The organism is Halobacillus sp. A5, assembly GCF_024189315.1.
In the GTDB taxonomy this organism is placed as follows: domain Bacteria; phylum Bacillota; class Bacilli; order Bacillales; family Halobacillaceae; genus Halobacillus_A.
In genome coordinates, this window is sequence record NZ_JAIZEO010000003.1 from 359,773 (window position 1) to 378,497 (window position 18,725).

15 protein-coding genes are annotated in these 18,725 nt (G+C 40.8%); 6 read left to right on the forward strand and 9 right to left on the reverse strand.

Annotated elements, in window-relative coordinates:
• Positions 1–40: 40 nt before the first annotated feature.
• Positions 41–1,171 carry an IscS subfamily cysteine desulfurase gene (locus LF822_RS13610; RefSeq protein ID WP_253924613.1) on the reverse strand — a complete coding sequence of 377 codons (1,131 nt, stop codon included), beginning with the start codon at positions 1,169–1,171 and terminating at the stop codon, positions 41–43.
• A 91-nt stretch (positions 1,172–1,262) separates the two neighbouring features.
• On the opposite strand from LF822_RS13610, the gene nadB reads away from it, so the two are divergent.
• From nadB to nadA, 3 genes are read left to right on the forward strand one after another with little or no spacing between them, the layout of a single operon-like run.
• Positions 1,263–2,825: an L-aspartate oxidase gene (gene nadB / locus LF822_RS13615; protein ID WP_253924614.1), complete on the forward strand. Its 1,563-nt coding sequence runs from the start codon at positions 1,263–1,265 to the stop codon at positions 2,823–2,825.
• Positions 2,806–3,657: a carboxylating nicotinate-nucleotide diphosphorylase gene (nadC, locus tag LF822_RS13620; RefSeq protein WP_253924615.1), complete on the forward strand. Its 852-nt coding sequence runs from the start codon at positions 2,806–2,808 to the stop codon at positions 3,655–3,657. Before nadB ends, nadC begins: the two co-directional genes overlap by 20 nt.
• Positions 3,654–4,760: a quinolinate synthase NadA gene (nadA, locus tag LF822_RS13625; protein ID WP_253924616.1), complete on the forward strand. Its 1,107-nt coding sequence runs from the start codon at positions 3,654–3,656 to the stop codon at positions 4,758–4,760. Before nadC ends, nadA begins: the two co-directional genes overlap by 4 nt.
• A 125-nt stretch (positions 4,761–4,885) precedes the next feature.
• On the opposite strand, the gene LF822_RS13630 is transcribed toward nadA, so the two are convergent.
• The 3 genes from LF822_RS13630 to LF822_RS13640 form a co-directional block, all read right to left on the reverse strand.
• Positions 4,886–5,044, reverse strand: a complete 159-nt coding sequence (locus tag LF822_RS13630) for a hypothetical protein (protein WP_253924617.1) — start codon at positions 5,042–5,044, stop codon at positions 4,886–4,888.
• Positions 5,045–6,085, reverse strand: a complete 1,041-nt coding sequence (locus LF822_RS13635) for an AimR family lysis-lysogeny pheromone receptor (protein WP_253924618.1) — start codon at positions 6,083–6,085, stop codon at positions 5,045–5,047.
• 121 nt (positions 6,086–6,206) lie between these two features.
• A complete protein-coding gene (locus LF822_RS13640; protein ID WP_253924619.1) occupies positions 6,207–7,232 on the reverse strand; it encodes an AimR family lysis-lysogeny pheromone receptor in 1,026 nt (341 codons plus the stop codon).
• A 601-nt stretch (positions 7,233–7,833) separates the two neighbouring features.
• Here LF822_RS13640 and LF822_RS13645 point away from each other — a divergent pair.
• A complete protein-coding gene (locus tag LF822_RS13645; RefSeq protein ID WP_253924620.1) occupies positions 7,834–9,864 on the forward strand; it encodes a catalase in 2,031 nt (676 codons plus the stop codon).
• A gap of 262 nt (positions 9,865–10,126) precedes the next feature.
• Here LF822_RS13645 and LF822_RS13650 read toward each other — a convergent pair whose 3' ends face one another.
• Positions 10,127–12,316, reverse strand: a complete 2,190-nt coding sequence (locus LF822_RS13650; RefSeq protein WP_253924621.1) for an FUSC family protein — start codon at positions 12,314–12,316, stop codon at positions 10,127–10,129.
• A 169-nt stretch (positions 12,317–12,485) separates the two neighbouring features.
• On the opposite strand from LF822_RS13650, the gene LF822_RS13655 reads away from it, so the two are divergent.
• Positions 12,486–13,382 (forward strand): DMT family transporter, encoded by an 897-nt coding sequence (locus LF822_RS13655; RefSeq protein WP_253924946.1) that lies wholly within the window; start codon positions 12,486–12,488, stop codon positions 13,380–13,382.
• 39 nt (positions 13,383–13,421) lie between these two features.
• Here the strand turns inward: LF822_RS13655 and dhaM are convergent, their stop codons facing one another.
• The 3 genes from dhaM to dhaK are packed head-to-tail and all read right to left on the reverse strand — an operon-like array spanning position 13,422 to position 15,432.
• The gene (gene dhaM / locus LF822_RS13660) at positions 13,422–13,799 is read right to left on the reverse strand and encodes a dihydroxyacetone kinase phosphoryl donor subunit DhaM (protein WP_253924622.1); all 378 of its coding nucleotides are present in this window, start codon (positions 13,797–13,799) and stop codon (positions 13,422–13,424) included.
• Between the two features lie 3 nt (positions 13,800–13,802).
• Positions 13,803–14,417 (reverse strand): dihydroxyacetone kinase subunit DhaL, encoded by a 615-nt coding sequence (gene dhaL, locus LF822_RS13665; RefSeq protein WP_253924623.1) that lies wholly within the window; start codon positions 14,415–14,417, stop codon positions 13,803–13,805.
• A 19-nt stretch (positions 14,418–14,436) separates the two neighbouring features.
• A complete protein-coding gene (gene dhaK / locus LF822_RS13670) occupies positions 14,437–15,432 on the reverse strand; it encodes a dihydroxyacetone kinase subunit DhaK (RefSeq protein WP_253924624.1) in 996 nt (331 codons plus the stop codon).
• A gap of 178 nt (positions 15,433–15,610) precedes the next feature.
• On the opposite strand from dhaK, the gene LF822_RS13675 reads away from it, so the two are divergent.
• Positions 15,611–16,999 (forward strand): EAL domain-containing protein, encoded by a 1,389-nt coding sequence (locus tag LF822_RS13675; protein ID WP_253924625.1) that lies wholly within the window; start codon positions 15,611–15,613, stop codon positions 16,997–16,999.
• 231 nt (positions 17,000–17,230) lie between these two features.
• Here the strand turns inward: LF822_RS13675 and LF822_RS13680 are convergent, their stop codons facing one another.
• The gene (locus tag LF822_RS13680) at positions 17,231–18,652 is read right to left on the reverse strand and encodes a hypothetical protein (RefSeq protein WP_253924626.1); all 1,422 of its coding nucleotides are present in this window, start codon (positions 18,650–18,652) and stop codon (positions 17,231–17,233) included.
• Positions 18,653–18,725 lie beyond the last annotated feature (73 nt).

Consider the following 18,725-nt stretch of genomic DNA (forward strand, 5'->3'; position numbering starts at 1 on the left):
TTCACAAAAGTCTATAGTTCATTTAACTTAATAAAACAAATTACGGTCTTCCACTGTGTAGAAGTATTTCAAGTAGATCCTCAGCTAAGCTTCTGACATCCTCAAGGGTTTGCTCCATCCCAAATGAAATCCGGAGAAAGGTAGCTGCCTTCTCCTCAGAGATTCCCATAGATAATAAAGTGGGGGAGGGACCATTTGATTTTGACTGACACGCGCTTCCAGTAGAGAAGGAATAGCCTATGCGATTTGCTTCAAGCAATACATGCTGGGAATTCATTTCTTTGATGCATATTCCAATAATAGGAATTGAGGAGGCAACGTTTGATCCTAAAACCTCGACTCTATGATTCCTTGCATTTAAATTTTTAAAGAACTCTTTTTTTAACTGTTGAAAATGGTCCTGGCAGCGGGGAAGGTTAGACAGCCTCTCGTTAGCAGCCGTAGTAAACGCAGCAATCCCAGGAGTATTTAAAGTTCCCGGTCGAATGCCGTTTTCATGAGTTACATTTGGCAAAAAAGGCAGGATTGAAATGGATGGATGTATATATAAAGCTCCTACTCCTTTAGGGCCGTAGATTTTGTGACTGGAAATTGTAAAGCTGTCCACAAGAGAAGAGAATGTACTTAAATCAATTTTTCCAAAAGACTGGACACAATCGCTGTGAAGCAGGATGTCATTTTCTTTGCAAATCTTATGGATTTTTTCGATCGGATTAATACTGCCTATGTCAGAATTTACGTGTTGAATGGATATGAGGGATGTATCTTCACGAATTAATCGTTTTAATTCCTCAAGATTTACTATACCTTCTTTTGTTAAAGGAACTTCGCTCACAATAAAACCTTGTTTGCTAAGCTTAGTGGTCACGTTCTTAATGGACGAATGTTCTCCTGCAGAAATTATAATATGTCTTCCTTTACTCGCCTCTGCCAGAGAATGGATGGCTATCATGTTGCTTTCTGTTCCTCCACTTGTAAAGGTGAGGCCTTGGGGGTCAGCTCCCAAAAGGCCAGCTAAGGTTGTACGACAATACTCCACCAGTGTGTCTGCCTTAGTGCCGACATCATGAAGACTTTTCGTATTCCCATAATAATCCTGAGAAGCTTTTATATAAGCTTGTAAGGCTTCATTACTTATCGGACAGGTTGCAGCAAAATCAAAGTATTTCATTTTTGACCACCTTTAATTAAAAGTCTTGTAATCTATTTAAATATATGTAAATATAAGTGTCAATACACATGTAAAGTAAAGGTGAATGATTATGAGGGAATCAAATGTCATTATAGTAGGGAGCGGCATAGCTGCGCTGCAGCTTGCCGTACAACTTCCCAGGCACTTAAATGTGATTGTTATCACAAAGTCACGTATGAAAGAAAGTAATTCTTCTCTGGCTCAAGGGGGAATAGCTGCAGCCATTGGTTCAAAAGATAATCCCTGTTTCCATTATGCAGATACCTTAGAAGCAGGAAGAAATATTAATAATAAGATGACAGTTCGTCACGTAACCAGTAAAGCACCAAAAATTATTCAAGAGCTTACAGAATTTCGATGCAGGTTTGATCGGGAGAATAACAATAAGATTCAGCTTGGAAAAGAAGGCGCGCACAGTCATTCGCGGATTATACATGGAGGGGGAGACCAAACAGGAGCTGCAATCATAGAGTGTTTGGTCAAAAGAATGGGACCTAATATACATGTGTTAGAAGAAGAATGTGTTTACGAACTCCTAATAAATCGTGAGGGCCGATGCTTTGGAGTAAATACATTTGGTAAGAATAGTGAATTACACACTTTTGTGGCACCTCACGTAGTGCTGGCTACAGGAGGATGCGGCCAGCTTTACAGATTCACCTCTAATTCAAGGCTGGCGACAGGAGAGGGGATCGCTCTAGCATATTGGGCTGGTGCAAAGATAAAGGATATGGAATTTATTCAATTTCACCCGACACTCCTATTTAACGAGGGTCAGGCACACGGACTTATATCAGAAGCTGTTCGGGGTGAAGGAGCCAGACTGGTAGATGAGGGGGGAAAGTATCTTATGGATGGGATTCATCCACTAAGAGATTTAGCTCCCCGTCATATAGTAGCTCAAGCAATTTATCATAAACTGCACGAGGGAAAATCAATTTACTTAGATGTTCGTCCTGTGTCTAATTTTGAAAAGCGGTTTCCGGCAGTGTCAGAATTGTGCCGTAAAAATCAACTTTATGAAAGAATTCCTGTCGCACCAGGATGTCATTTTCTAATGGGAGGGATCGAGACGGATCTGGAAGGAAAGACAAGTATAGCAGGGCTGTATGCTATTGGCGAAGCAGCTTGTACCGGCCTTCATGGAGCTAACCGCCTGGCAAGTAATTCTTTACTTGAAGCATTGGTTTTTGGGAAAAGACTTGCGCAATATATAGGAAATCAAAAGACTGTAATTAAGTTTAATACGAGCCAAGCTCCAAAGGTGAAGACTGCTTGGGAAATTTCCAGTCTTTCTTTACCGAAAATAAAAGATATTCAATTTCAAATGATGCAAAATGTAGGAATTGTTCGTACGGGAGCTTCACTACGTCAACAGTTAGAGTGGATAGATTCCTTTGAATTAAAAAAGTGGGTCAATATAGATTTTGCTAACCTGACCGAAAAACAATGGCAGATTATTTCGATGCTTCAAGTTTGCTATTTAATTACCAGGGGAGCTTTGGATCGGACGGAAAGCCGGGGAGGACATTACAGGAGCGATTTTCCACTTGAATCAGAAAAATGGTTGGATAAACGGATCACTCACTTACGTATAGAAAGAAGGAAAAGTTATGAACAATCTAAGGCTTAAACAATCCCTGGAGCATTTTTTAATTGAGGATATAGGAGACGGGGATGTAACGAGTGACTATTTATTTGAAGACGGGGAGTCGGAGATTGAGTTTCTAGTTAAACAGCCAGGCATATTCTGCGGCGGACAAATTATTACTTCAGGATTCCAACTACTGGATCCCTCAGTCGAAGTAAAACTATTGAAGGAAGATGGCGCCGAGACAGCTCCAGGTGAAATACTCGCTCATGTAAAAGGTAAACAATCGAGCCTATTAAAAGGGGAAAGGGTAATTTTAAATTTAATTCAACGAATGAGTGGAATCGCGACGCTAACTGCTAAAGCGGTGGCAATTTTACAGAGTAAACATACTAGAATTTGTGACACTCGTAAGACGACTCCTGGACTTAGGATGTTCGAGAAATATGCCGTCAGACAAGGAGGAGGCTTTAATCATAGGATTGGACTTTATGATGCTGCAATGATTAAGGATAACCATATTGCTTTTGCTGGTTCGATAACAAAAGCAGTAGAGCGTCTGCGCCTGAAACTAGGTCACATGGTGAAAATTGAGGTGGAAACGGAAACTGAAGAGCAGGTGAAAGAAGCAGTAGAAGCAGGAGTTGACTGCATAATGTTTGATAATCGAGGAATTGATGAGATTAATAAATTTATTGAACTTATTCCTCCCCACATTACGACGGAAGCTTCTGGTGGCATTACCATAGAAGATTTAGATGATTATAGATATTGCGGGGTTGATTACATTTCCTTAGGCTACTTAACTCATTCTGCTGCCTCTTTAGATATTAGTGTGAGCGATTGCAAGAACAATAGGAGGAATGATAAATGAATATTTTTGAAAAGCTGGAGACATCTAGTCCCACATTACCCAAACAATATAACGAAATGAATGCAAATGAGCTGATATATCGCATACGTACTATTAAGGAAAAAATGGGGACAAAGTTATTTTTGCCTGGCCATCATTATCAAAAAGATGAAGTAATAGAGTTTGCGGATGTACGAGGTGATTCTTTAAAGCTGGCTCAAATTTCTGCAAGTCATCATGATGCGGAGGCGATTGTTTTTTGTGGTGTTCATTTTATGGCTGAGACTACAGATATTTTAACGGGAGAGGATCAAAAAGTATACCTTCCTGACATGAGAGCAGGTTGCTCAATGGCTGACATGGCCAGCTTCGATCAGACGGAAAAAGCTTGGAGTAAGCTGATGGAGGAGTTTGAGGATACGATTGTCCCCCTCACTTATGTTAACTCTACGGCAGCTATTAAAGCATTTGTTGGTGAGCATGGCGGGGCTACTGTTACTTCTTCCAATGCAGAGAAAATGCTTAAATGGGCATTCACGCAGAAAGAACGCATTTTATTTTTGCCGGACCAGCACCTTGGCAGGAACACCGCGTATAAATTAGGGGTGCCGCTTAAACAGATGGCCGTATGGGATCCTTTAAATGAAGAGCTTCTATATGAAGGGGACAAGAGTGAAGTAAGGGTGATATTATGGAAGGGTCATTGTTCAGTACATGAAAATTTCACAGTAGCAAATGTTCACCATGTTCGTGAAACCTATCATGATATGAACGTAATTGTTCACCCTGAATGCAGAAGAGAGGTTGTAGCACTATCAGATAAAGCAGGATCCACTAACTACATTATTGATACAATTGCTCAAGCTCCTTCTGGAAGTTCATGGGCCATTGGTACAGAGATGAATCTCGTTAACCGGATCATTCGTCAGCACCCGGACAAGCATATTATCTCTCTGAACCCTAACATGTGTCCATGCTTAACAATGAACCGTATAGATCTGCCTCACTTAGCGTGGTCTTTAGACTCAATAGCTGCGGGACGCCCGGTTAATCGAATTACTGTCAACAAAAGTACAGCTTTGCAAGCTGGTAAAGCTCTTAAAAGAATGTTAACCAGAGCTTAAAAAGAGCATAATACAGCTTCCTGTATTTATTTAATATAGTCAAATTTCAGAACCCACAATTATGCCGGCAAAGGAGGCAGGGAAGCGAGTTGTGTTCCCTGCCTTCTTTCCGCTGCATGAAAGACCTATCCTATTCCTCCATCACCGGGATCATTGGACAGTAATTCGACGATCGAGCCGATCCCTCCATCCCCAGGGTCGCGCTTGGCAGTCGCAGTGTCTCCCGTTGAAAAAGTCCAAACTAAACTAAGTGAAACTAATAGACATAGTACCCACTTTCGCATTCATTTCCCCTCCTGTATAAATTGATTAAGTCTTTTCAGATAGAGTTTAGGAAGTATGGCAAAGAAGAGATCGCCATTCTCATTAAGAAATCGCTGGTGAGCATTTATTAGAAGAGACGGGTTGCGTTCCGCTAGACCCAAATAGCTTTCTTGAAAAGGAGTTAAGGTGTTTAAAGAAGTCAGGAGTCCGGATGCTTTTTCCCATTTGTTTTCCGCAATAGCAATGTGAGCCGTTTCTACAAGGTCGGTAGTTGATACGTTTTTTGTTCTTTTATGGAAAGCTGCAATAAAAGGAATGGTATTGTTCTTTAAAATGGCTGCTACAGATTTGAAGTTATGCTGCAGCGCTATTTGCAGCGCTGACTGGGCATGATGCATAGAGGAACGATAATTCTCAAACACATAGGAAAGCGATAGGTTATGATGCATAGAGCACAGCTTTCTTGGTGCAATCACTTTACTGCTGTATTTAAAAGCATATTTTCTAGCCAGAATCAGATTATTTGTTTTCCAATAGTGGTGAAAGGATAGTTCGTCAAATCTTAAATTCATAAAGTAGTAGAATAGGGGTTCTCTTACTTCATGGAGGCAGTTATAGCAATGATCCGTGTATTTATCTAAGGCCGTATACATTTTAAGATCGTAATACAAATAAATAATTACATATAAATGAAGACATTGAAGGGAGGGGTGATTAAATGTAAGAGACTCTAAATCTTTCAATTCTGTCAGAGTGATTACCTGCTTCCGTCTCTTCAGCAGTAGTTTATACAAACAGAACGCTTTAGAGTCCTTGTAGAAATCATGGAGCAGATCATCCAGTTCTTTTATAAAATCGTTCATATACAAAAATTCAAAACATGCCAATTGATCATCTGTGGCTGTAAACGAGGAGTTTAGGCAGAAGTCTTTTGTAAATTCAGCAGCCTGCTGAGAGGAGTGGGTTTGAAGTAAGAAGTGATAATGCTCATAAACCCGGGAAGCGCGGTTCATTAATCCTTGAATAAGCTGGGTGGGTTCTATCATTGTATGGCGGTTCATTATGACACCTCGATTTTCCTGCATTTAACATTAATTATATATATTATTCCAAGAAAGTAAACGAATTTTTCCAAAATTATCATATTTCTCAGGATATAGGAGTAGACACGCTTACAAGTGCCTACTCCTCAGGGATTCTCTTTAAATAGAGTAGAGGAAGCTTCGCGAAGAAGAAGTCATTCAGATCGCACGTAAATCGGGTATGAGCATCTAATAACATCTTTCTGTCAGCAGTTGCCACACCAAGATAAGTTTGCTGAAATGGAGTTAAATAATCCAATGCAGAAAGAATCTCTTTTGCTTTTGCAAATTTATTTTCAGCAATAGCAAGATGAGCAGTTTCAACTGGATCTGGACTTGTAATGTTGTCAGTTTGATTATGAAAAGCACAAATAAAAGGGATTGTATGATTTCTGATTGAAGAGATAGCTGCTGCTAGGTTACTTTTCTCTGCGATAGCTAACGCTGCTAAGGCATAATCGTATGATTTTTCGTAGCTGTCGTACAAATGACTTAAAGCTAAATGGTGATTCATCTTACATAATTGACTTGGAGCAATTACTTTATTTATAAATTTATAAGCGTATTTTCTTGCCAATAAGGTGTGATTAGCTTTCCAATAGTGGTGAAAAGCAGCCTCGTCCAAACGAAGCTTCATAAAATAGTGAAATAGAGGTTCATTTATTTTATGAAGTGCCTGCTGGCATAGATCAATATATTTATCAAAGCCGCTGTACTGTTTTAAATCGTAGTATGCATACACAATAATGAAGTAGTGCAGGCACTGTATAGAGGGATGGTGAAAGGTAATTGATTCCAACCATTGTAAATCTTTATAGGTCAGAAGATTTTGCCTGCGTTTCATTAGGACACGATAAAGAAAGGCAGCTTCGTGCGAATAATAAGGGGAGTGGACCAGAGTATTCATTTCCTCATGATAATCATTCATATATAAGAATTCCAAACGGGCTAATTGTTCCTCAATTGACAGCGGCAGGGTGTTGAGGCACACATCTTTCGTAAGCTGAGAGGCGTGGTCTTTTGGGTGTATCTTCAGGAACTGATGGTAAGACTGATAGATGGTAGATTTTTTGCTCATTTGTATCTGCATAATTGGACTAGGTTCTATTAAGTTGTGACACCCCATTTTCACTTCCTCCATCTCTGCATATGATTAATTTAATTATATACTATTTATTTGGAAAATAAAGTGAAATGTTTATTTTGAGAGGTACAATAATAATCTATTTTAAATACATATTAAATATTTTTTTGATTGTTATGTAATTTAAAAGGGAATTTCTAATTTTTTTATTCTATTAAAGTTAAACTCCTCACAAGAATGTAGCTTAGTAAGTTTGACCGTTTGTCCGATGACATTCTTTTATACCTCACTCGTTGTGGAATGTAACAGGCGCAGCATCACACTTGAACTCTAGTAATTTTTTCAGTAATTGTGTCGTGGATTCCTAACTCCCGACATCGTAGCTATTATTTAATGTTAAGTACCTGCAAGCATAATCTTGCAACCACTTTGGTAGGTATTTTCAAATTAACTTTAATGGTTATCTTCACAGAAAAATTACCGGTATAAGTTAGTAAAAAAGTGATGAAGTTTGTCATATATTGGTTCGAAGGTAGTGCCCCGTTTGATAGATTTTGCATGCAAACGGTTTAATTTATCAGGGGAAGTGGTATTTAAATATAGTATTTTAAAATTTACATAATACACTAATAGGAGGACAATAATGGGGAACAAAAATAAGAAAGATGAGCAGCTTGAGGAGTTTCGTACTGATGACCGCGGAAAAAAAATGACGACTAATCATGGAACAAAAGTGTCAGAGGATGAGTTTTCATTAAAAGCAGGCGAGCGCGGCACTACTTTAATGGAAGACTTTCATTTCAGAGAGAAGATGACTCACTTTGATCATGAACGTATTCCGGAACGAATTGTCCATGCCCGGGGATTTGCAGCTCATGGTGAGTTTGAACTTTATGAATCTATGAAGGAATATACAAAAGCAGGTTTTCTCCAGGACCCATCAGTAAAAACCCCTGTATTTGTCCGCTTTTCTACTGTAGCTGGGAATAAAGGGTCCGCGGAGGCAGTTCGAGATGCCCGAGGATTTGCCACAAAGTTTTATACAGAAGAGGGAAACTATGATTTAGTAGGTAACAACATTCCAGTATTCTTTATACAGGATGCATTAAAGTTCCCCGATCTTGTCCATGCTGTAAAGCCTGAACCGCATAATGAAATGCCCCAGGCTGCCTCAGCACATGATACATTCTGGGACTTTGTGGCCAATAACCAGGAGTCCGCTCATATGGTGATGTGGACAATGTCTGACCGTGCGATACCAAGAAGTTTTAGAATGATGGAAGGTTTTGGTGTTCATACGTTCAGGTTTGTCAATGACAAAGGAGAAGCTCACTTTGTGAAATTCCACTGGAAACCTGTGCTTGGAACTCATTCACTTGTTTGGGACGAAGCTCAGAAAATTAATGGTAAAGACCCGGACTTCCATCGCGGCGATCTGTATGAATCAATCGAGGCGGGGGATTATCCTGAGTATGAACTGGGTGTTCAAATTATTAAGGAAAATGAAGAGTTCAGCTTTGATTTTGATATTCTTGATCCTACAAAGCTTTGGCCGGAAGAGGATGTTCCCGTAAAAATCATTGGAAAAATGACGTTGAATAGAAACGTTGATAATGTATTTGCTGAAACGGAACAGGTAGCCTTCCACCCGGGTAATGTTATTCCAGGTATAGACTTTTCCAACGATCCTCTGCTGCAGGGACGTCTATTTTCTTATACCGATACGCAGCTGATTCGACTTGGCGGACCAAACTTCCATGAGCTTCCGATTAATCGCCCGGTTTGTCCGTTCCATAATAATCAGCGTGACGGGTACAGCCGGATGACAATCAATAAAGGACCTGTGAGTTATCACAAGAATTCTCTAGCAGATAATACACCAGAAACAGCTGGTGAAGAAGAAGGCGGATTTACCCATTATGAAGAGAAGGTAGAAGGTCGTAAGGTAAGAGCTAGAAGCGAGAGCTTTAAGGATCATTTCTCTCAAGCCACTTTGTTTTGGAACAGCATGAGTGAGGCAGAGAAGCAGCACATCATTCAGGCTTTCAGCTTTGAATTAGGAAAAGTAGAAGATCCGTCAGTAAAACAGCAGGTCGTGGACATGTATGCTAACGTCAGCTTAGAGCTAGCACAAGGGTTTGCTGAAAATATTGGTTGTAAGGTTCCGGAAAGCGGCGGTTCGGATGTGACTAAATCCTCTCCGGCACTCAGTCAGGAGAATTCACCTAAGAAACCTGACACGAGAACGGTTGCAGTATTACTGGCAGACGGTTTTAATGGCTCTGAAGTAAGCTTTATCCTGACGGCGTTGAAGGATCAAGGCGCAGAGCCTCAGATTGTAAGTGAAAAGCTTGGGACTATTCAGGCCACTGACGGGACCGAATTAAAAGCAGATCACACCTTTTTAACAGGCGAGTCTGTTTTATTTGATTCAATTTACGCTGTAGGCGGGGAGCAGGTGAGTGAGCAGTTTTATAAAGACGCTATGTATTTTATAAAGGAAGCCTTCTCTCACTGCAAGGCGATAGGAGCTACTCATGAAGGGAAGAAATGGATTGAAGAAGCTGATATTTCTTCAGCTCCTGGAGTCGTTCATGGGGATGATACGACAAAATTTGTGAACGAATTGATAGATGCTATTGCTGAGCACCGTCATTGGGCCCGTGAACTATAATAAAGGTTGAAGTAAGTCTTGTAGAGACGTGTTCTCTACAAGCATTTTTTTGCACTAGCGGGCAGCCACCCGACTATAAGGCTTGTCGGCATTTTCCTTTCTTTGCAGTGAAGGTTAACTTGTCCGGTACCAGCAGTCGTGATCATTTTTATCTCATGATAGCGCGTTTGTTTTGATTGAAGCATGGACTCGCTATTTAATAAAAACAGAAATTAAATAAAGCTGTCGAGAGTTTCTCGACAGCCAGTAAGCCCTGTAGAGTTTACTCAACAAGGCTGTTCTTTTTCTCAAAGGTACCGAGCTTTTCTCCTAACAAAAGCAGGGATTGGTTTATGCGCCAAATATAATAAACATGGTGGACTAAATCAATATAATGCTGATGCTCTAGAGGAGCGCCTCGTTCAATTTGTTCTCTTTCTATTTTTAATGTAAATAATGTGCTGGGACCAGATTCGCCGTTCAATCGCTGCTTAACCGTCGTTATGTTGTGAACCAGTTTCTTCTCTAAATCTGGGAAAACGTTTTGAATTTCTTTTGGAAAACCTATATTTTTTTGGTAAGACGAGGCGACAAGGTGATCGGCGTAATAGTTCATCGCTGTAAAAATGGTCACCCATTTCGGCAGTTCAGAATGCCGGCGTGTACCAGGATGCTTCATAATCGGCTCAGCTTCATTAAGGATAACCTGCAGTTTCTCATCGAGGATAAAAGCTTGCTCAGCTAAAGTTTTTATATCTGTAGTTTCGGTAAAACTTCGAATATAAGGAATGAGATAATTTTCTAATTCATCAAGGTAATCTTTAAATGTTTCGTATACTTTATCCCTTGTCCTCGTAGGGAATAGAAAAGAAGAAACGAACAATGCAATACCTGCTCCCGCAATCGTATCAATAACCCTTGCCCCGAGCAGAGAAAAGCTGATCCCTCCGAGTAGCAGGTCATACATAAAAGCGATCAGCATCGTAATAAAGAGGCTCATCATCATATAAGAGACCGTTAATAAGTAAAAGGCAAAGAAGACGACGGCAAATAACAAAATGGTTTCCAGTTCTGAATGTCCAGAAACCATTTCTGCGAAAAAGAAACCAAGAATGGCACCAAGAATCGTGCCAATTGAACGCTGCAGACCTTTTAAATAAATACGACCGACAGACTGAGTGCCAAGCAGAACGATAAAAGAAGTCAGTACTATCCAATACGGCTGGACAGGCGAAATCGCATAACCTGCTGCAATGGAAATTGCACCGGCAACTAAAGCTTGAAAGGCTTTTTTTGTTGTCGGTTCAAGTCCTGTTGTTTTATCATCTTCTCTATCTTCTTCCTGCTCCTCAGATGGAATCTGTTCAAGACGATCAGGCGACTCCTCATTCTTAATGCGCTGAATGGAGAGGGCAGCATGAGTAACATGGTGAGCAATCGATTCTATCCGTCTCAGTAAGTACAGACGTCCTTCAGGTTCTCCCTCACTCTTAAACAATTCATTAATTTTGCTTCTTAATTCGTCGGTGGCAAGCTGTGCCTCTGTTAAGTTTCTCTCATCATAATGTAGAGCTAATACATCAGCTTTCTGCAGAGAGGCTATGACACGAATAAGCAAATTCCGAAGCCCGTTCGTTTCGAGAGCGTCGTCTTTTTTTAACTGGGAAAGGGAATCAGCTAGAGTGGCGACAAACATAGCAGTGTCAAAAACGTACAGTTTCACTTGTGCAGAAGAGAGTCCAGGCCATAATTCTTTAATATCATGAGTGTTTAAGTCCGACGATACATGACCGGCGTAATCACGAAGGATTTTGACATTTGCCGTCAACCGTCTGCTTCTGCTTTCATCGGTCGTTTCATCTGCTAATAATTCGATAAGAATCTGAAATGTTAAATTAGCCTGCCGGTGAAAAGAATAAATACTTCGTTTTAACAGCTGTGCTGATCCTCTAAACACGATGAAGTTATAGAGGTAAGCAAAAGAAATGCCTATAAGAATGGCCATATAGAACCATAAGAACTGCTCAGCCGGCAGCTGCAGGAATGATGCAAAATAAATCGTAATAAATCCAACCATACCTAAGGAGAAATAACGGCTTCCATACTTGGAGAAATAGAAACCACTAAAGATGACGGCAATCATTAATGAGGAGACGAGAAACGCATTCCAGGCTAGTAAAGATCCTGAAGTTACTCCTATAACAGCTGATAAGCTCAGCAGCAAAGTTGTCCCTTTTTTTAATGCTGTCGTTTCATCATTAACTACCATTATTCCCATCATCCCGGCTATTCCACCCATGATGGCAGGTGTTAACTCAGGTCCCCCGGTGATCATTAGAATGAAGAGAATGGTAAAAACAGAAGACATTAAACTAATAGTGGCTTTCCCGGCCTGGTGGAGTCTTTTTCTTCCTGGATCAGAAGCCATCAGCCGGCTGAGCCAATAATTGAATGAAGGATGTAAATGTTTCAATGGCAATTCAACCTTTTCTTGTAAGTAACATTTAATTTTATCATAGTTGGGCGGAGATAGGTTAACAACTGTTCAATCTTAGAAAAAAAGTTTAGCTGTCACAGGGAGTGATTCGTAGTATAGTAGGAAGGAGCAGCCGAAAGAGAAATGTGGTGATGTATTGACACGAATGTATATACTGCTTCTGTTTGTCATGATGCTCTGGGGGTTTAATGTTTCTGCCATTAAAGTGTTAGTGGAGAATATAGATCCGATTTTATTAACTTCCGTAAGGATTTTTGCAGCTGGTCTTGCGGTTCTGATTGTCATGTATGTTATGAAAATATTAAGATGGCCAACGAAAAAAGAATCACTAATTATTTTTTATATTTCTATTTTTAATGTTATTGTTCACCACGCCGCTATGGCTGTGGGATTAAAGTATACTTCCGGAGTAAATACAGGTCTTATCGTTGGATTGGGACCGCTGTTGACAATGGTGTTATCAACAATTTTATTAAGCAAGCATGTGACCATTTTTAAGAGTCTGGGCTTCCTGCTTGGCTTTGCAGGGGTGATTGTTACTACTCTTGTTGGCTCAGGAGGAATGACAGGAATGTCTATCGGGGACTTTCTCGTGTTTATATCGATTGCAGCCCAGGCCTTCAGCTTTATTTTAATTAGTAAATTAAATCCTGACTTAGATCCAAGACTGCTGACAGGGTATATGATGGTTATTGGTTCCTTCTTTATTTTTATATTAAGTTTAGTTCTGGAATCGAATCCATGGCAAATCGTGCGTTTGTTCGATGTAGAGCTTGGTACCGTCTTTTTATTCAGTGCATTAATATGTACAGCCTTCGGACATATGGTTTACAATTTTGCGATTAAACAGGTTGGACCTGCGGAAGCAGCGATCTTCATAAATTTTAATACGTTTTTTGCCCTGATTGGAGCTTCGTTGTTTCTGGGAGAGTCTATTAAATGGTACCACTTATCAGGACTTGTACTTATCGTCGCTGGTGTATTAATAGGCACAGGCGCTGTGGAATATTTGGTTCAGCGTAGAAAGAGAAGAACGAATTAAAAAAGGACCGGCCAGGTGAGAAACCCAGCCGGTCCTTTATTATTCTTCTAAAGCCATTTCGGCCGATTGTTTCACTTCGCTTAAACTTTTGCCCATGCTTGACTCTACAGCAGCTACATACGCTCCTTCCAGCAGTGGGGCATTTGCAATTTCAATATCATCGAACCCGGACATTTCAACGGCAGCCTCCGCATTCATCATCGCACTGCCAAGATCATAGATGATGAGCACCCCGCTGCCAGTGTGTGCCTGCTTGATCGCTTCTTGAATTTTTTCAATGCTCGTACCAATCTCACCATGATCCGTACCACCGGCCAGTTCTACGGGGACTTCTTTAGCTACTTGATTCAAAATATCCCGAATGCCTTCTGTAACTTTACTGCTGTGTGATACAAGAACAATACCAACAGAATCCAAGATTTATTCGCCTCCTTTCACGGTGTCGGCTAAGGACGTAAATAAATAAAATGAAGAAACGGATCCAGGATCAAGGTGGCCGATCGAACGATCTCCAAGGTAGGAAGCTCGACCTTTAGTAGCTTTCATATCTTTTGTATTCTCCATTGCTTTTTCTGCAGTGTCAGTTAATTTTTCAGGAGAAAAGTTATTGTCGAAAAGTTCCATAACGGGAATCCAGACATCGATTAACGTTTTTTCACCTTGATCAGATTTTCCTCGTTGTTTGACTCCAGCCAAAGCTTCTTCTAACCCGGTTTTAAAACTTGACTCGTCAACAGGATCAATGCCTTTTAATGAGGTGGCCAGTTTGAGAAATGCAGTCCCATAGAGAGGGCCGGATGCCCCTCCAACTTTACTCATCACTGTCATCGCAGTATCTCTTAAAGCGTCGGAAGCTGTTTCATAATTTTCATTGTCCAGTTTATTCACTACTTCTTTGAACCCTCTTGCCATGTTGATCCCATGATCCCCATCACCTATTGCTTGGTCAAGAGTGGTTAAATAATCTTTGTTATTCTGTAATCGTTCATTTGTTTTATGCATCCATGTAATGATATCCTGTGCGTTAAGTTCCATAAAAAGCTCCTCCTTCTTATTATACGCGGAAAGCCGGGGCACTGGATTCAGCATCAAGTAAAGATTTTAATTCTTTGTCCAGTTTAAGCAGTGTAACGGAACAGCCTGCCATCTCAAGAGAAGTCATATAATTGCCGACAAAAGTTTTATATGTGGAAATACCACGCTCCTTAAGCAGCTGATTTACTTTTTTATTTAAGATGTAAAGCTCCATTTCAGGGGTAGCTCCCATCCCATTAATCATCACAGCTGCTTCATCCCCCTGATTAAACTCTATATCTTCTAAAATCTTATTTATCAGTTCTTCTGCAATAGCATCCGCAGCAGCCACGGGCTTCCGCTCGATTCCTGGCTCTCCGTGAATTCCCGTGCCGATTTCCATTTCATTTTCATCGAGAGTAAAACTGGGCCTGCCTGCAGCCGGTACAGTACAAGGGGTTAAGGCCATTCCCATCGATCGGACATTGGCCACTGCCTTTTCCGCACTGCTTCTTACTTCCTCAAGAGAAGCTCCGGCAGCGGCTTTTGCTCCCGCAATTTTGTGAACAAAAATCGTGCCGGCAATGCCTCTTCGTCCTGTAGTAAAAGAGCTGTCTTCTACAGCAACATCATCATTTACTACAACTTTTTCAACTTGAATTCCTTCAGCTTCAGCCAACTCAGCTGCCATATCGAAATTCATCACATCGCCTGTGTAATTTTTAATGACGAGGAATACTCCGGCTCCTCCATCCACTGCTTTAATAGCTTCCAGTACCTGATCTGGAGTAGGCGAAGTAAACATCTCGCCACAGACTGCAGCATCAAGCATGCCATTACCAATATAACCAGCGTGAGCAGGCTCGTGTCCGCTCCCGCCGCCGCTGACTAAGCTGACTTTATTCGTGATTGGAGCGTCTTTTCTTGTAATAACTGTGGTGTCAGGTAATTTTTGAAGAGAGTCTGGGTGAGCAGAAATTAAACCGTCCAACATGTCCTCCACTACAGATTCTGGATCATTTACGATTTTTTTCACTTTGTAATCTCTCCTTTATCCATTGTGTTAGCTTGAAATCTTTGAGTATACGCTTTCATTCTATTATATTGATCGTAAAAATACTAATATCGTCTCTTATTTGAGAAAGTTTTAACAGGAAACTACGAATCTTGTAGAAAGTTGTCGATATAAAAGAAAAACAACCTAAGGAGAGCTTATGGATATGGACTTCCCGCCCCATGTTGTGACTGAGAAAGCATTACACAAGGCGTTAAAAAATGATGAGTTTCTTTTGTTCTATCAGCCAAAAGTAGACCTTGCTTCAGGTGTAGTGACAGGAGCCGAAGCATTAATACGATGGGAGCACCCGGTTGAAGGGATCATCCCTCCAGGTGAATTCATCCCTCTTACTGAAGAATCAAGTTTAATTAATGAAATTGGCAGGTGGGTGCTGGAAAAGGTCTGCTCACAGTTAAATGAATGGGAAGGCAGTGAACTCGATACGCTGACCATCTCGGTAAATCTATCCGTGCGCCAGCTTAATCAGCCTGATTTCTTAGATATGATGCGAAGTATAGTTGATAAATGGAGTGTGAATCCAGAACAGCTGGAACTGGAAATTACGGAAAGCCTCATGATGGATAGTGAGCACGCCTATACGATTTTAAGAGAATTGAAAAACATGGGCGTCGTGATCAGTTTAGATGACTTTGGGAAAGGCTATAGTTCATTACACTACCTAAAAAAACTCCCCCTCGATAAAATTAAAATCGATCAATCCTTTATTAAGCATTGTACTCATGATTTAAATGACGCCACCATTGTAAAAACAATGATTGTTATGGCTCATCAGCTTAATTTCCAGGTTGTAGCTGAAGGAGTGGAGAAAGAAGAACATGTGATTTTTCTCCAAAAGAATCTGTGTGACGAGGCTCAAGGATATTTATTTAACCCGCCGATGCCAGCCTCTGATTTCTTGAAGAATGTTCATTATGTGAATGAGATATTAAATGAATATGGGATGCCAAATGATGAACATAAGAAACAATGGATGGAAGAAGAAGTAAGGAAGGCACGGCAGGAAGTGTTGGAAACGGTAAGAGAGCAGCAGGGTATGACCTTCAAGTACGTCAAAAGAAAGGGGCGGTTTATACATACTTTATGTGATGGGGAGCTGCTTTATAGAATGGGGCTTACTCCCGAGCAGGTCGTAGGACGGGAGCTGAAGGAGTTTCTCCCGGAAGAGCTTGTTGTATGGAAAGAAAAGATCATTACAGAAAACATCTCTGATTTAATTAAAGTTGTGAATGCAGAAGGGGTTGTTGAATATGCGTCCCCTTCCCACCAAGAGGTATTAGGGTATGGAGCAGAAACTTATAAAGGTGAACGAATTTTTAATTACATCCACCCGGATGACGCTGAGCACGTTCGTTATGAATTTAAACAACTGCTGAAAACGAAAAAAATCCGCAGTACAACATACAGACATAAGCACTTTGATGGGCACTGGGTATATGTCGAAGCAAAGGGTACTCCTGTAATGGATGAGGAACAGAAAATCACTCATGCTGTTGTAGTTGCCCGGAACAAAATTGCACCAGAATAGCCGGTAGGGGTAATAAAAAACTGACTATCGTTTTAAGATAGACAGTCAGGTTGTAGAATAACTTTATGTTCTCTCATGCCATCTTGAGAGAGCAGGCCTTTATTTTTATCAGCGGAAATAAATTATATCCTCGATTCAGCTTACCATCCATGCTTTTTCAACAGACCGGTTGTCTTTCGCTTTTAGATAGACAGTTTTTTATCAAATAGTACCGGCATAATGAGGGTAAAGTTAAAATATAAACATAGCTACTGTTGTGGACACCACTAAACCGAGCATGACAGGAATAAAGTTCTTTCTTACTAATTCCATCACAGAAACACCACAGAAACCGGCGATCGCAATCAGTGACGACCAGGCGATAATCGTTCCGCCTCCCGTCCAAATCGATCCCATTTGACCGATCGCAGCTAATGTTGTTGGATCAATACTGCTGTTTGCTAGAGAAGCGGACAGGGCGCCAGTTAACGGAAGACCTGAAAAGCCTGAACCGTCGAGTCCAGTGATTATTCCTATAATAAGAATACTGAAAGCCGCAAGGAAAGCACTTTGAGGCAGAAAATCCTGGCTGGACTGAACTAAATCAAATAACAACGCAGGGGAAGTATCGTCTGTTAACGACAGTATGCTGCCAGAGAAATCAGGACTACCAAGAAAGAAAAAACCTGCAATTGGGATGACAGGACCCATAGCTTTAAAAGCAAAGACAAACCCTTCTGTAATATGATCACTAATATAGTCGAGTGCCCGATGTCTTCCAAACGCCACAGTCGAAAGCAACAGAAGAATTACAGCCACTCCACCTATAAAAGCGGCACCGTCACCTCCTTCAAAGCCTCCCATTCGTCCGGAATCTAATTTTGTAGATACCATGTATATCATGACGGCAAGCATGGAGAGGGGAACGAGCACAGCGAATATTTTACTCCAGCGATGTATACTTTTATTTTGGCTGACATGTTGATTCTTTAATCCCTGCATGCTTTGAATTTCCAGTTCATTTTTAGGATCTGACTTTTTCCTGAATGATTTCCGGTAAAACAAATAGGCACTTCCAATAGCTATTGACCCAGTTAGGAAGGAGAGGATTAGAGCTTGATCCATGACAGCTGCCGTGGATACACCGGCAGATTTGGCTGAGAGCTCTGGAGCAACTTGAACTATATAATCAGAAGAGAGCGCCATTCCCTGACCAGCCAATGCTACAGCAACAGCTGCAATCATCGCTGGAAGTCCTGCCCGTATAGCCGCTGGTACTAATAATGCACAAATAAGAGGAACGGCGGGCGTGGGCCAGAAAAATAGCGAAATGATGTACGTAACTCCAACCAATACAAAAAAAGACACATGACTGTTAATCATAATCTTCTGTATGGGTTCGATCATCCGCCGGTCGGCTCCGAGATCTTTTAGCGAATGCAGTAAGGCCACCATGAACGTAATAATTAAGAAAATGTTAAAGAGCTCCTGGGCTGCTACAAGGTTTGCATTAAATACAGCTGTAAATCCGCCAATTAAACTGCCTTTGAATACCCACGCTACTACAAATGTTCCTAATAAAGTCGGCAGAACAACTCCTTTACGAAATACCATCGTAATTATAATAATCAGTGTAAATAATCCATATAACCCATGTGACAAAGTAAGTTCCACCACAAATGCCTCCTCTAACCCCGATCGCGCAAAGGGTTAGAATCAGCCTATTCATAAGAGAAGGTGCGGGTGT

What these genes read in the sequence shown, in the direction of transcription:
- LF822_RS13610 (WP_253924613.1), bottom strand. Translation starts at nt 1,171, where the DNA reads ATGAAATACTTTGATTTTGCTGCAACCTGTCCGATAAGTAATGAAGCC.
- nadB (WP_253924614.1), top strand. Translation starts at nt 1,263, where the DNA reads ATGAGGGAATCAAATGTCATTATAGTAGGGAGCGGCATAGCTGCGCTG.
- nadC (WP_253924615.1), top strand. Translation starts at nt 2,806, where the DNA reads ATGAACAATCTAAGGCTTAAACAATCCCTGGAGCATTTTTTAATTGAG.
- nadA (WP_253924616.1), top strand. Translation starts at nt 3,654, where the DNA reads ATGAATATTTTTGAAAAGCTGGAGACATCTAGTCCCACATTACCCAAA.
- LF822_RS13630 (WP_253924617.1), bottom strand. Translation starts at nt 5,044, where the DNA reads ATGCGAAAGTGGGTACTATGTCTATTAGTTTCACTTAGTTTAGTTTGG.
- LF822_RS13635 (WP_253924618.1), bottom strand. Translation starts at nt 6,085, where the DNA reads ATGAACCGCCATACAATGATAGAACCCACCCAGCTTATTCAAGGATTA.
- LF822_RS13640 (WP_253924619.1), bottom strand. Translation starts at nt 7,232, where the DNA reads ATGGGGTGTCACAACTTAATAGAACCTAGTCCAATTATGCAGATACAA.
- LF822_RS13645 (WP_253924620.1), top strand. Translation starts at nt 7,834, where the DNA reads ATGGGGAACAAAAATAAGAAAGATGAGCAGCTTGAGGAGTTTCGTACT.
- LF822_RS13655 (WP_253924946.1), top strand. Translation starts at nt 12,486, where the DNA reads ATGTATATACTGCTTCTGTTTGTCATGATGCTCTGGGGGTTTAATGTT.
- dhaL (WP_253924623.1), bottom strand. Translation starts at nt 14,417, where the DNA reads ATGGAACTTAACGCACAGGATATCATTACATGGATGCATAAAACAAAT.
- LF822_RS13675 (WP_253924625.1), top strand. Translation starts at nt 15,611, where the DNA reads ATGGATATGGACTTCCCGCCCCATGTTGTGACTGAGAAAGCATTACAC.